The organism is Dyella sp. 01L423, from assembly GCF_056399945.1.
On record NZ_JBFTSI010000004.1, the window covers coordinates 95,240 to 108,291 of the forward strand.

A 13,052-nucleotide genomic window follows, 5' to 3' on the forward strand; every position below is an offset into this window, starting at 1 on the left:
ACGCAGAAACGTCGTCAATGGACCGGTCAGACCGGCATGTTCATGATGTTGTTGTAAGCGTCGACCAGCTTGTTTCTCACCTGGGTCAACGTGTTCAACGACAGATCGGCCTTGTTGATGGCCACCATGGTGCGACCGAGATCGGCACCATCATCGCCACGCTCGAAACTTGCCGCCTGCATGCCGGCGTCGGTCTGCGCGTCGGCCACCGACGAAATCGATTTCTTCAGCAGGCTGGCGAAATCGGTCTGCCCTGGAGCGGCAGCGGTGAACGACTGCTCCGCCGGTTGGGTCTGCAAAGAGAGCTGGCGCATCTGCGACAGCAGGTTGTTGACGTCGATCTGACTCATGACGGAATTCCAACGCGTAAAGAGTTATCGAGGGTGTTACTGCACGACGTGTGCCACGAAGCCAGAAGTGAGGCGGGAGGAGTGAGAAGTGAGAGAAAGCGTGACGCAGTTCCGCTTTCGGGAAGTGAGTGAAGCGGAGTGCGTAGCGTGAGATGGGCAACGCGTGCCCTCTCTCACTTCTCACTCCTCCCGACTCACTCCTGCTTTTACGCCTGCAAACTCGGCTGCAGACCGTACTTGCGCAGCTTTTCCACCAAGGTCGTGCGCTGCATGCGCAGCAGCTTTGCCGCGTGGGCCACCACGCCGCCGGTGACGTCAAGCGCTTGACGGATGAGACCGACCTCGATGTCGGCGAGGTGATCCTTAAGATCCAGGCCGCCCTCGGGCAGCATCACCAGTGAATCGCTGGCCACCACGGCCATCGGCTCGGGCAGCACGGTGGAGTGCCCGGTCATCAGCGACAGCAGCGCTGCGCCACGTACTTCTTCCATGATCTGCTGGCCGCGATATTTTTCCGGCAGGTCGCTGACGCGAACTTCGCTGTGCGGATAGAGAATGGAAAGACGCTCGACCAGGTTGTAGAGCTCGCGCACGTTGCCAGGCCATGCATAGTTATGCAGCGCATGCATGGCGCCTGCGCTGAAGCGCACGCTGCCCAGGCCACGACGCGACAGGCGCTGGTTGAATTCACCTACCAGTTCCGACAGGTCATCCAGGTGCTCGCGCAGCGCGGGCATTTCCAGCGGAAACACGCTCAGGCGGTAATAGAGGTCTTCGCGGAACTGGCCGTCGGCGATGGCAGCTTCCAGGTTCCGATGCGTCGCGGCGATGATGCGCACGTCGCAACGCTGGGTGCGATTGCTGCCCACGCGCTCGAACACGCGCTCCTGCAGCACGCGCAGCAGCTTCACCTGCATCGGCAGGCTCATGTCGCCGATTTCGTCCAGGAACAGCGTGCCGCCTTCGGCCAGTTCGAAGCGGCCCTTGCGGGTGCTGATGGCGCCGGTGAAGGCGCCCTTCTCGTGGCCGAACAGTTCGCTTTCCAGCAATTCGGCGGGAATCGCGCCGCAGTTGATCGCCACGAACGGCTTGTCGCGACGCGAGGAACACTCATGAATGCTGCGCGCGACCATTTCCTTGCCGGTACCCGATTCGCCCAGCACCAAGACACTGGAATCGAACGGAGCTACCTGGCGAACTAATGCATTGACACGAGCCATCGGACCGGAGCTGCCCACCAGCTTCAACTCCGTTCGACGCGGCGCCTGCGCCTGCGGGCCGCGCAGGGTCTGCGACAACTGGTCGTAGCGCAGCGGGAATTCGATGATGCCAACACGATTGTTGTCGGCCGTAGCGTCATTGCCCAGGCGCGGCAGCCATTCGGAATCGGCGGCCATCAACACCATCGCCTGATTGGAAGCGGTACCCAGCCGCGCGAACTGGCGTTCGGCTTCGGCTTCGTCGCAAACATTGCCCACATACACGGCACGCCATGCGTGCGTCGCTTCGTCCACCATTTCGCACTCTTCGCCACGCTGCGGGCGATAGCCGAGAAATTCCAGCGCCGAAACGACCGACTCCGCCCTGCGGTGATCCGATTCGATCACCAGTACGTCGAACTTGCCCATGTGATGTTCTCGTGCGTGCTGCTTCATTGGTGTCCCCTTGGATTGCACCTGCTCGCGTGACGGCAATCCGTCGTCGTCCGCGAGTAGGAATGAGCAAGAAGAAGGCCAGCCAATCACGTTTTTTCGACGCGGCGTGGGAGTTCACGCCTGCCGGTGAGCGTCACCTGATGTAAACGTTGCCAAGAAACTACGCATCGGTACGCCACAGACCACTGAAATCGCTAAAAAAAAATCCCGAGGCGCAATGCTCGGGATGGTGACCCTGTGCGACACCCTTTCGAGATGTGCGTCAAAGAACGTTCGTGTCGGGTTTCCGTAGCGTGATAGCGGTCACATTAGGATTGTGAACCGGGTCCGCGCGTTATGTCGCGGTCGCTCGACGCTCTGCCACTTTACGTCGGTGATGGCGGAACACGAGTCGCTCAATCGCGTCACATGTCGCCTCATCCATCGATTCGAAGGCGATAAAAATGTGATCTGCATCACGCTCTTGCACGACGTGAGCCGTGAGTTCCAGCGGCAAGGCCAGGCATCCGTCGAAGTGCAGCCGCACCAGGGCGTGTTCTTGCGCAGCCGGCCACAAGGTCTTGGGCAGCAACGCGCCAATCGCGTTGAAGCTGACAAGTACGCGCGGCGGCAACTGGGCATCGCGCTGTAGCAACTGGTCCAGCATCGCCATCAGCACGTTGAGCTTGCTGTCCAGACGCTGCATGTCCTGACCAAGCTGGCTCTCTTCGTCCAGGGCCTCGCTGCGGCGCTCGTTGAACACGGCCAGCGTGCCAAGCACGCTGAGATTGCGATCGCGCATCGCCATGCGCTGCAGCTCGCCCAGCGGTTCAGTCAACGCCGCACAGCTCACGTGCAGGCCGTCGTCATAGGCCACACGCTCGGAAAACTGCTGCCAGGATGCGTCTTGCATGAGTCCCTCGTTGCGCTGGGGCCGGTGAACGTCGCGGCCGTGCGGGATTATGCGCGCATCCGGCCGGGTGGCACCGGGCTTATTCGACGCCGGCGCGCAGATAGGCGCTGAGTGCGCGATGGCGATGTTGATGCTGGCCCAGGTCGTCGCCCAGGCGATCGCGCTGCTGGCGGGCCAGTTCGCGGACTTCTTCGGTGTGGGCCAGCAGGGTCTTGAGTACCGGCAGCGACTGGGCTTCGGTCATCGGCAAGCGGGCGATCTGCTCGCTGCGCTCGGTTTCCAGCGTGGCCACGGCGTTCCAATCGCCTTCACGGGCGGCCGCCAGCATGCGTTCGCTGAGCTCAAGCACCACCGCGTGCGTCGCGTTGTCCATGTTCATGCCGCCGCGCTGGGCTGGCTGCCCTGCTTTGCCAGGAAATCGTTGCGGATCTGACGCCAGGCATCGCGCACGGGGGTGAGCAGGTCCACCACTTCGTCAATCGCGCGCTCGTCATTGTTGAGCTGCGCGTGCAGCAGGCGACGACTCACATAGTCGTAAAGCGCATCAAGCCGCCCGGCCAACGCGCCGCCCTGCGAGTGGTCAAGGCTGCCGCGCAATTCAGTGACGATCGCGTGGGCGCGACTGAAGTGCATGCCCTTGGCCGGCACGTCGCCACGACGGATCGCGCCGCGCGCCTGGTTGATACGGTCGATCACGCCATCGAACAGCATATTGGTCAGCTGGTGACGGTCGGCGCCTTCCACGCTGCCGCGCGCGCTGGTTTCCTGATAGAGCGCGCTGGCATTGCGCATATAGCCGTAGGTCATGGTCGTCCCCGGTTTTAGTTCTTGGAGCTGGAATTAGTCAGCTGCGCAAGCGCCGTGGTGAGATACGTGCTGGTGTTGTTGAGCGAGGACATCAGCGTATCGAGCGCGGTGTACTGCTGCTGCAACTGCGTCTGGTAGGTGGCCATGCGGTTGTCCAGTGCGGTCTGCTGCGTGCCCAGCTGGGTCAACGTATCGTTGAGGCTGTCCATGCGCGTGCTGATGATGCCGCCGCTCTGCGTGTACGAATTGATCGCCGTATTGAGCGTGGTGCCGTAACCGTTGGGACCGGTGAGCAAGTCCTTCACGGCCGACGGATTGCTCTGGAAGGCCGCGGAAAGCTTGTCGGTATCCAGGCTCATGGTGCCGTCGGCATTGCGCGTGATGCCAACATTGGCCAGCGTACCGATGCCGTTGCCCTTGACCGAGTTGCTCAACACCGAAGCAATCTGGCGCTGCACCGAGGTGAGCGTGTTGTCGCCCAGCAGCACGCCGGGAGGGTTGGCGCCAGTCGTGTCGAAGCTCGACAGCGACGTTACAGTTTTCGCGTAGCTGTTGTACGCGTCGACCAGCCCCTGGATCGCGTTGGTGGCGGCGGTGTTGTCCTGCGCCACGGTCAGCGTGTTGGTGCCGGTGCCGGTGAGGTTGACCGTCACACCGTCCATCATGCCGCTGACGGAGTTGGTGGGACTGGTGACGGCGATGCCGTCCAGGGTGAGCTTGGCGTCCTGCGCCTCGTTACCGCCCGGTGTGTTGAGCGTATTGGCGAGACTGGTGAGTCCGCTGCTGCTGGTGGCGTTCGCGCTGACGGTGAACGCGTTGGCCACGCCCGTCTTGCTCGAGCTCAGCATCAGCTGCTGGCCGTTCGTACCGTTGACGATGGTGGCCGTCACACCCGGATTGGATGAGGAATTATTGATCGCGGTGGCGATGGCCGACAGCGAATCGGTGGCCGACACAGCCAGGTTCATGGTGGTCGAACCCACCGTGATGTTGAGCGTGCCAGCGCCGACCGGCGTACCCGAAGTCACCGGGCTGCTGGCACGCTTCTGCGCCGTGGCAAGCTGGCTCACGGCGATGGTGTAGGTGCCCGGATGCGCACTCGACATCGTCGTTGCGGTGCCGATGCTGCTACTGCTGCCCTGCGCGGTCAGCGTCGCGTTGTAGCTGCTGAACGTGCTGGCGGCGCTGAGCGTCGCCAGCGCGGTCTGGATGCCGCCCAGCGCCGAATTCAACGACGACAGGCCGCCCAGCAGGCTGTTCGTCTGGTTGGTGCGCGTGGTGATCTGCTGTTGCGATGCGGCCTTGCGCGCATTCACCAGCGCCGTGACGATCGAACTGACGTCCAGCCCCGAACCGATGCCCGCCGCGCTGAGCGTGCCGCCGCCGGACGACGAACCGCTCGACGAGGATGAGCTGCTGGAGCCACTGGTGGCCGACGTGAGCTGGTTGAGCAGCGCGCTGAGGCTGCTACCGCTGGTGCTGCTAGTCGTGGTCATCGCACTACCTTGTCCGTTTCCCGAAGTGGTTCCGCCGTGGCGGAAGTTTTCGAGCCCCCGGCAAAGCCCTCACGCATGAAGGCTTTGCCGGAAGCTCCCGAAACACCGGGCGGGCTGCGCGAGGCAACCCGCCTGGTGGTAGATCCGGCCGCGGTGGATGCGACTCGGGAGGAGTCGCATCCGGGCCTGCGTCCGTTACTGCAACAGCTTGAGAACCTGCTGCGGGTTGGAGTTGGCCTGGGCCAGCACCGAGATACCCGCCTGCTGAAGCACCTGCGCCTTGCTGAGGTTGGCCGTCTCGGCCGCGAAGTCCGCGTCCTGGATGGTCGACTGCGAAGCCTGCAGGTTGGTGGTCTGAGCGGCCACCGTGGAGATGGTCGACTGGAAGCGGTTCTGCACCGCACCCAGCTGGGCAGCGAAATCGCTGACCGTCTTCAGGGCGACGTCGACGCGGGAGATCAGGTCGTTGGCCGAATCCACCGTGCCCACGCTGCCGGAGGCGAGCGAGCCACCGGTCGCAGCCGAGGTGCCCTGGGTGTAGGTCGCACCGGCATTCGCGTCCGTAGCGGACGCGCCGACGATCTGACCCTTGGTGTCGCCAACCGTCAGCGCACCGGCGGAGTAGAAGTTGATGCCGTTGCCGGCACCGTTCACTGCCGCGCTGACGCCCGTGATGCCGGCCGCATTGATGGCGTCGGACACGTCCTGCAGGCTCTTGGCGCTGCTCAGGTCGATGGCCGTGCCATTGATGGTCAGGCCTTCCTTCGACAGGTCGCCCGTCTTGGCCACGACAGCGGTCGAAGCACCGGTGCCGGCAGCGGCGGTCGACGCCGGCAGGCCGAGCGCGGTAGCACCCGCGCCGGTGAAGGTCAGGGCGGCGGCGCCACCGTTGTTGATCGCCAGTTCGCCGGTGGTGCTGTTGACCGACGCCACCGTGCTGCCAGCCGCCGCGTTGATGGCGGCAGCCAGGTCACCGGCGCTGTGGTACGTACCAGCAGCAACGGCCACGTTGGTGGTGCCACCGTCGGTGGAGACATTCAGCGCGCCAGCGGCGAGCGTATAGCCCTTGAACGCGGCACTGATGTCGCCCGAGTTCACTTCAGCCACCTGGCCCATGGCGCTCGACTTCACGCTGGTGCCCAGGCTCACCGAGATGGTCTGGCCGACGTCGGCACCGATCTGGAAGCTCTTCGTCTTCATCGAGCCGTCCAGCACGTTCGAACCGTTGAACGTGGTCTGGTTGGCGATACGGGTGATTTCAGCCAGGCGCTGCTGCACTTCCTGGTCGATCGAGGCGCGGTCCGAATCGGTGTAGGTACCGTTGGCCGACTGCACCGCGAGGTCGCGGATCGCCTGCAGGTTGGCGGTGACCTGGTCAAGAGCCGAACCTGCGGTCTGCGCCAGGTTGATGGCGTCCGACGCGTTTGCGCTGGCCTGGCCGAGACCGCCGATCTGCGTGGTGTAGCGCTGCGAGATGGCGAAGCCGGCGGCGTTGTCGGCGGCGCTGTTGATCTTCAGACCCGACGACAGACGCTGCGTGGCGGTGGACAGCGCGCTCTGCGACTTGGTCAGGTTGTTCTGCGCATTCAGCGACGAGATATTGGTATTGATAACGAGAGACATGGATTTCTCCTACGTAACCGGTGACCGGTTGAATTGGCTGTATTCGTGCCGGCGATCAGGTTCCGCGTGGGATGCCATCCGCCTCAGTGAACTTTTCGGCTCGTCTTGCGATTACTTGAGCCGTGTTCGATGCCAATTCGTGATGGAGCGCACTGGATCGGGCCTTGCCCGCCTTCCTGCCGTCCCACCAACCACTCAACGTTGCGTAGCCCTCCTCTCGTTCTTGCGATGCATGCCTTGCGCGCAGCTTGCTGCGATCACTTCAGGTAATTGAACAGGCTCATCGACTTCACCTGCGCAAACATCTGCTGCGATGCCTGCAGCGCGGTCTGCTGCAGCGACAGATTGCTGATGGCGGTATACGCATCGGCGCCCTGCACGTCCGACAGCGCGCTCTGGTAGGTGACGTTGAGATCCTGATAGGCACCCTGCTGCTGTTGCAGCGTGTCCAGGCGTCCACCGATGGAGACCTGCACCGAGCTGATCGACGACTGCGTCTGGTCGATCGATTCGATCTGGCGGCTCATCACGTTGGTGAGCTGCGTATCGGTAGTGCTGCCGCTCTGCAGCGCATTGATCATGTTGGTGAGCGTGCTGAAGATGTCCTGCTGGCCACCGGAGGTCACCGACACCGTGTCGCCGGCGGCAGGCGTGCCGCTCATCGCCATGGTCATGCCGTTGAAGCTGATCGAGCCGCCATCGGTATACGTGCCGGTGACCGGGTTGCCGCTGCTGTCGAGCACGGCATTGCCGTTGGCATCGGTGGCCGACCACGTGCCGCCGGTACCGAAGGTGATGGTGTAGCCGCCGCCGCTGCCGGATGCGGCGCTATTCCACGCGTTGAGATCGGTAACGCTGTTGCTGCCCACCACCAGCGTGCCGGTGTTGGCGCTGCCTGCACTGGCCTCGAACGTGCCATTGCCCATCGGAATCGTCATGAACAGGCCCGAGCCCGGATCACTGCTGGCAACTTGCAGGCCCGCACCCACGGCCGAACGCTGCTGCGCATCGTTGCCGCTGTAACTCACCACGCCATTGGCATCCATCTGGAACGGCGTCTTGGTGGTGCTGGTGCCGCCAAACAGCGCGTTGCCGTTGCTGTCGGTGGTATTGGCCAGCTGCAAAAGTTGATCGCGCATCTGGCTGAGCTGGCTGGCGATGCTGTTGCGATCGCTCGCCGACAAGGTGCCGTTGACCGCCTGCAAGGCCAGCGTGCGTGCACTGTCGAGCACGTCGTTGACCGAGCTGAGCGTGCTCGCTTCGGTGTTCAGTCGGGTGTTCGCCGTATCGATGGTGCTCGAATACTGCGCGTTCGCCGCGATCACATGATTGAGGCTCACCACCTGGCCGGCGCCGGCCGGATCGTCGGACGCCACGTTGATGCGCTTGCTGGTGTCGACCTGGTTCTGGGTCGCCGCCAGCGCACTCTGCTGGCTGAGCATGGTGCTGAGCGACTGCTGATACATCCAGCTCGTTGAAAGGCGCATGGAAGATTATCCCTGGATCGCGGTAAGCAAGCTGCTGAAGATGGTTTGCGCGGTGGAAATCACCTGCGCGGAGGCCTGATAGGCCTGCTGGTACTTGACCATGTTGGACGCCTCTTCATCGAGGTTCACGCCCGAAACGCTTTGCTGCGCGGACATGGCCTGATTGAACAGACTGGTCTGCGTGGTGAGATTGCTTCCTGCCTGGCTGCCCACCGTACCGATGTTGGTGGTCAGCGTGCCGTACGCATCGATCACCGACTGCGTGCCGCCAGCCAGTACGCCCTTGTCCGCCAGGCCAGCCAGCGCCAGCGCGTTGCTGGTGTCGTTGAGGCCGTTGGTGTTCGCACCGATGCTGAAGCTGTCGTTGGCCGCCGGTGTGCCCGACGGAGTCACGCTCCAGCCATTGGCGCTGATGGTCTGCCCCGGCGCGTAGCTGCCGCTGGCCAGCACGTTGCCCGACCCGTCGGTCACCTGATAGCTGCCGGCCGTCGGAAAACTGACGGTGGCGCCGCTGAGCAGGGCGGCATTGGTGGGATCGGTTACCGTCACCGAACCGATGGCGCCGTTGCCGGTATTGGCTTTGGCCGCCGTCGCGTTCAACGCGGCCGCCGCGGCAATGCCGTTGGGATCGGTCATGGTGAGCGCGAGGCCAGTGGATGCCTGACGCGTCGGCTGCAGCTGGAAGGTATCGCCCGCCTGCGCCGTGCCGGACAGCGTGAGCGTCATGCCATCGGCGGAATACGTGCCATCGGGATTGGCGGTCATCGGCACGTTCTGGCCGGCGGTGGTGGCCATGCTCCAGTTGCTGCCGTCGTAGCTCAGCACATAGTCCGAACCGGTGAGCTGCGACACGTCGCTGATGCTCGCCGACACGCTGCCCGTGCCCTTGTTGAGATTGCTGGGCAGCACGGCCGGCGACGGCACGCTGAACATCGGCCCGCCCTGCTTGCCGTATTGATCCAGACCCTTGGACTGCTGCGTGTTGACGCTGGTGGACAGCGCCACGGCCGCCTGGCCGAGCTGGTTCTGCACGCTGTCGAGCACGTTGCCGCGGTAATCGAGCAGCGCACCCAGCGAACCGCCGCTCAACTTGCTGCTGACCACGGTGCCGGTGCTGTCGAGCACTTCGGTGCGCGAGGCGTCGTACTGATTGTTGCCGGTCTTGAGCGCAAACGACTTGTCGCCGCTGACCAGCGCCGCGCCGCTCGAGGTATACACGCTGACGGTGCCGTCGCTCTGCGTATAGGCAGATACGCCCAGATAACCCGACAGCGTCTGCACCAGGTTGTCGCGCTGGTCGAGCAAGTCATTGGGAACATTGTTGCCTGCCGCATGGATCTGCGCGTTCACGCTGGCGATATTGGCCGAGACGTTATTGATGCTGTCGACCGTGGTTGAAATCTGCGCGTTCACCTGGGTCTGCTGCGCCGCCAGCTGCTGGCCCAGCGTATTGAATACGGTGACGGCCTGGCCCGCACTGCCCAGCAACGACTGGCGGCTCGAGGCCACGCCCGGCGTATTGGCCACCGTGCTGAACGACCCATAGAAATTATCCAGCGCCGTCTGCAGGTTGCCGCTGGCCGCGAGCGAGCTGTTGAGCGTGGTGGCCAGGCTGCTGTATGTGGTCGCGCGCTGCAGATTGGAATTGGACGTCCATAGCGCCGTGGTGAGGAAGTCGCTGTAAGCGCGCTGCACCGCCTGCACATTGACGCCGCTGCCGATGGTGTAGTTGCCGCCGGCCTGCGAGATGGCCTCGGTCTGCAGCACCGTCTGACGGCTATAGCCGGTCGTGTTGACGTTGCTGATGTTGTTGCCCACGGTGGACAACGCCACCTGTGCGGCGTTCAGCCCTGAGGTACCAATGCTGAGAAGGTTAGACATGTGTCATTCCGGGGCAATCACTGGGAGGGGTTCGGCGCGAGGCCGACTTTCTTGAGGGCGGCTTGCCCGATGGCGTCGAGTGCGTCACGCATCTGGGGACTATTGGCGATGGCCACGATTTTTTGCGCATACGACGGATCGGTCGCATAACCGCCGCTGGCCAGTCCGCGGGCGAAACCCACCACGTCTTCGCCATGGTTGAGCGCCTTGGCATAGCGCGGGTTGTCGGCAATCAGCTGGGCGTAGTCATCGAACGACTGGCCCGGGTTGTCGTAGGAGCGGAACTGCGCGCGGCGATGCACCGCCACGCCGTCTTCGAATTCCAGCGTGGGCACGCTGACTTTTTCACCGCCCCAGCTCTGCCCGGCCTTCATGCCGAACAAGTTGTTGCTGGTATTGCCGTTGGAATGCGCGGGCATATGCTGGCCCCACTGCGTCTCCAGCGCGGCCTGCGCCAGCACCGCCCGGACCGATACGCCAAGTTTATCTGCAGCCTTTTGCGCATACGGCGCCAACTGGCGCACGAAATCTTCCGCATCGGCCGGCATCAGCTTGAGCACTTTCTCGCCCACCTGTCGCGCCGAACCGGCAATGTCGCTCAGGCGCTTCTGCCAGCTGTCGTCCAGGCCTGCCGCGCCGGCCGTCTTGCTGCCATTGGCGTCGCCGGCCGTGCCATCCGCCTTGCCACCCAGCGCGCCGCCGAGCTGGCGCACCAGCATCTGCGCAATGCCGATGCCATTGCCGCCCTGCGACAGCTGCACCGACAGCTGCTGATCGAACATGTCGCGCCACTGGTTGCCGGCATCGCTGTCGAACAAGCCATCACCGCTGCTCGCGTCGCGCATCGACTTGAGCATCATCTGGGTAAAGATCGACTCGAACTGTTTGGCTACCGCCGGCAGCGCCGCCTTGGCGTCGCTCTGCGCGCTCTGGCGCAGCGCGGCGAACCCGGACAAATCGGTCCAGGTATTGAGACTGCTGGCAGCGTCGCCGGAGATCGCCATCAGATCACCACCAACTCCGCATGCAGCGCACCTGCCTGCTTGAGCGCCTGCAGGATGGAGATCAGATCGCTGGGCGAGGCGCCCACCTGGTTAACCGCGCGCACGATGGTGTCGAGATTCGTGCCCGGGCCGAACTTGAACATATGGCCGCCGTCTTCGCTGACCTGCACGTCACTTTGCGGCACCACGACCGTCTGCCCGCCTTTGCTGAAGGGCGCCGGTTGCGATACCTGCGGATTCTCCGAAATCGTCACCTGGATGGAACCGTGCGCCACGGCGGCTGGCGTCACGCGCACTTCCTGCCCGATCACGACCGTGCCGGTTCGCGAGTTGACCACCACGCGCGCCGGTGCATCGCCCGGCGTCACTTCGATGGCCTGGATCGCGCCCAGCCACGCCACGCGCTGGGCAGGATCGAGCGGGCCACGCACGCTTACCGATCCGCCATCGAGCGCACTGGCGGTGCCGACGCCGTAGGTGCGGTTCACCGCTTCAGCCACGCGCGTCGCCGTAGTGAAGTCGGCGGTGTTGAGATTGAGCACCAGGTCGCCACCGTTGGAGAACGCCGAGGCCACAGCACGCTCCACCGTCGCGCCATTAGGCACGCGACCGCTCGCGGAAATGTTCACCTGCACACTGGAACCACTCTTGCCTTGCGCACTGATGCCGCCGACCACCACGCTGCCCTGCGCCATCGCATAGACATTGCCGTCGGCACCGCGCAGCGGCGTCATCAGCAACTCGCCACCGCGAATGCTCTTGGCGTTGCCGATCGACGCCACCGTGATATCGATCACCTGCCCCGGCTTGGCGAATGGCGGCAGCTGCGCGGTGACCGTGACGGCTGCTGCATTCTTCAGCTGCGGACGCACATTGGCCGGCACCGTGATACCGAACTGCACCAGCATATTTTCCAGACTCTGCGTGGTGAACGGTGCCTGCGTCGTCTGGTCGCCGCTGCCGTCCAGGCCCACCACCAGGCCGTAACCGATCAACTGGTTGCTTCGCACGCCGGCCACTTGCGTAAGGTCGCGAATCTTGTCCGCATGCAAGGGCTGGTTCACCGAGAGGCAGGCGCACAGAACGATGGCCGTGCTGCTTAGCGCGGAGGCTACGCGTTGGCGGATGCGAAAGAGTGAAACGTGCGGGAGCAAGCGCTGGATGTTCATCAGTACGGCATCCACTTGGAACTGAAGAAGCGCGACAGCCAGCCCTGCGTATTCGCATCGGCCAGCGAACCCTTGCCGGTGTAGGCGATCTGCGCGGCGGCCACGCGCGTGGACGGCACGCTGTTGTCCTGCAGGATGTCTTGCGGGCGCACGATGCCGGAAATGCGGATCAGCTCTTGGCCCTGGTTGATGGTGAGCATCTTCTCGCCGCGCACCAGCAAGTTGCCGTTGGAAAGGCGCTGCGCCACGGTCACCGTGATGGAGCCGGTCAGCTGGTTGCTCTGGCTGCTGTCGCCGCTGCCGTCGAAGCTGCGGTCGCCGTTGGTGGTGGTGTTGGCCACCTTGCCGCCGATGCTCAGGCCCTGGCCGAGAATGGTCGGCGCATCGATGCTGGCGGTGTCCTTTTTGCTGGTGCTGGTGCTGGCCTTCTTCGACGCCTGCGTGCTCTCCACCAGCGAGATGGTAAGGATGTCGCCCACGCGATGTGCGCGCGCATCGTTGAACAACTCCATGCCTTGCTCGGCGTGGTAGATCGAGCCATCGGTCGGCGGCGCCGTGGGCTGTTCCGCCGGCATGGTGGCCGCCCACTGGTGATCGTCGCGCGGCTGCGGCATGACACAGCCGACCAGCGCGGCGAGAGCCACCACGACACTGATCCGATTGAGGAAGCGGAAGGACAGCATGACGG

At 63.8% G+C, this 13,052-nt stretch carries 12 protein-coding genes; all 12 read right to left on the reverse strand.

Annotation, left to right across the window (positions count from 1 at the left end):
* Positions 1–26: 26 nt before the first annotated feature.
* Positions 27–350: a flagellar hook-basal body complex protein FliE gene (gene fliE, locus AC1DMY_RS13060; RefSeq protein ID WP_477165373.1), complete on the reverse strand. Its 324-nt coding sequence runs from the start codon at positions 348–350 to the stop codon at positions 27–29.
* A 206-nt stretch (positions 351–556) separates the two neighbouring features.
* Complete coding sequence (locus AC1DMY_RS13065; RefSeq protein ID WP_477165374.1) at positions 557–1,978, reverse strand: sigma-54 dependent transcriptional regulator; 1,422 nt, start codon at positions 1,976–1,978, stop codon at positions 557–559.
* Between the two features lie 361 nt (positions 1,979–2,339).
* Positions 2,340–2,897 (reverse strand): PilZ domain-containing protein, encoded by a 558-nt coding sequence (locus tag AC1DMY_RS13070; protein WP_477165375.1) that lies wholly within the window; start codon positions 2,895–2,897, stop codon positions 2,340–2,342.
* Positions 2,898–2,976: 79 nt separating this feature from the next.
* Positions 2,977–3,270: a flagellar protein FliT gene (locus AC1DMY_RS13075; protein ID WP_477165376.1), complete on the reverse strand. Its 294-nt coding sequence runs from the start codon at positions 3,268–3,270 to the stop codon at positions 2,977–2,979.
* Positions 3,271–3,272: 2 nt separating this feature from the next.
* The gene (gene fliS / locus AC1DMY_RS13080) at positions 3,273–3,704 is read right to left on the reverse strand and encodes a flagellar export chaperone FliS (protein WP_477165377.1); all 432 of its coding nucleotides are present in this window, start codon (positions 3,702–3,704) and stop codon (positions 3,273–3,275) included.
* 14 nt (positions 3,705–3,718) lie between these two features.
* Positions 3,719–5,200, reverse strand: a complete 1,482-nt coding sequence (gene fliD, locus AC1DMY_RS13085) for a flagellar filament capping protein FliD (RefSeq protein ID WP_477165378.1) — start codon at positions 5,198–5,200, stop codon at positions 3,719–3,721.
* 195 nt (positions 5,201–5,395) lie between these two features.
* Positions 5,396–6,823, reverse strand: a complete 1,428-nt coding sequence (locus tag AC1DMY_RS13090) for a flagellin N-terminal helical domain-containing protein (RefSeq protein WP_477165379.1) — start codon at positions 6,821–6,823, stop codon at positions 5,396–5,398.
* Positions 6,824–7,080: 257 nt separating this feature from the next.
* Entirely contained in the window at positions 7,081–8,310 is a 1,230-nt protein-coding gene (gene flgL, locus AC1DMY_RS13095; protein ID WP_477165380.1) for a flagellar hook-associated protein FlgL, read from the reverse strand.
* A gap of 6 nt (positions 8,311–8,316) precedes the next feature.
* Positions 8,317–10,191, reverse strand: coding sequence for a flagellar hook-associated protein FlgK (gene flgK, locus AC1DMY_RS13100; RefSeq protein WP_477165381.1), 1,875 nt, complete (start codon positions 10,189–10,191; stop codon positions 8,317–8,319).
* Positions 10,192–10,208: 17 nt separating this feature from the next.
* The gene (gene flgJ, locus AC1DMY_RS13105) at positions 10,209–11,195 is read right to left on the reverse strand and encodes a flagellar assembly peptidoglycan hydrolase FlgJ (RefSeq protein WP_477165382.1); all 987 of its coding nucleotides are present in this window, start codon (positions 11,193–11,195) and stop codon (positions 10,209–10,211) included.
* Positions 11,195–12,364 carry a flagellar basal body P-ring protein FlgI gene (locus AC1DMY_RS13110; protein WP_477165383.1) on the reverse strand — a complete coding sequence of 390 codons (1,170 nt, stop codon included), beginning with the start codon at positions 12,362–12,364 and terminating at the stop codon, positions 11,195–11,197. The genes flgJ and AC1DMY_RS13110 overlap by 1 nt, the downstream gene beginning before the upstream one ends.
* Positions 12,364–13,047 carry a flagellar basal body L-ring protein FlgH gene (gene flgH, locus AC1DMY_RS13115; RefSeq protein WP_477165384.1) on the reverse strand — a complete coding sequence of 228 codons (684 nt, stop codon included), beginning with the start codon at positions 13,045–13,047 and terminating at the stop codon, positions 12,364–12,366. The genes AC1DMY_RS13110 and flgH overlap by 1 nt, the downstream gene beginning before the upstream one ends.
* Positions 13,048–13,052 lie beyond the last annotated feature (5 nt).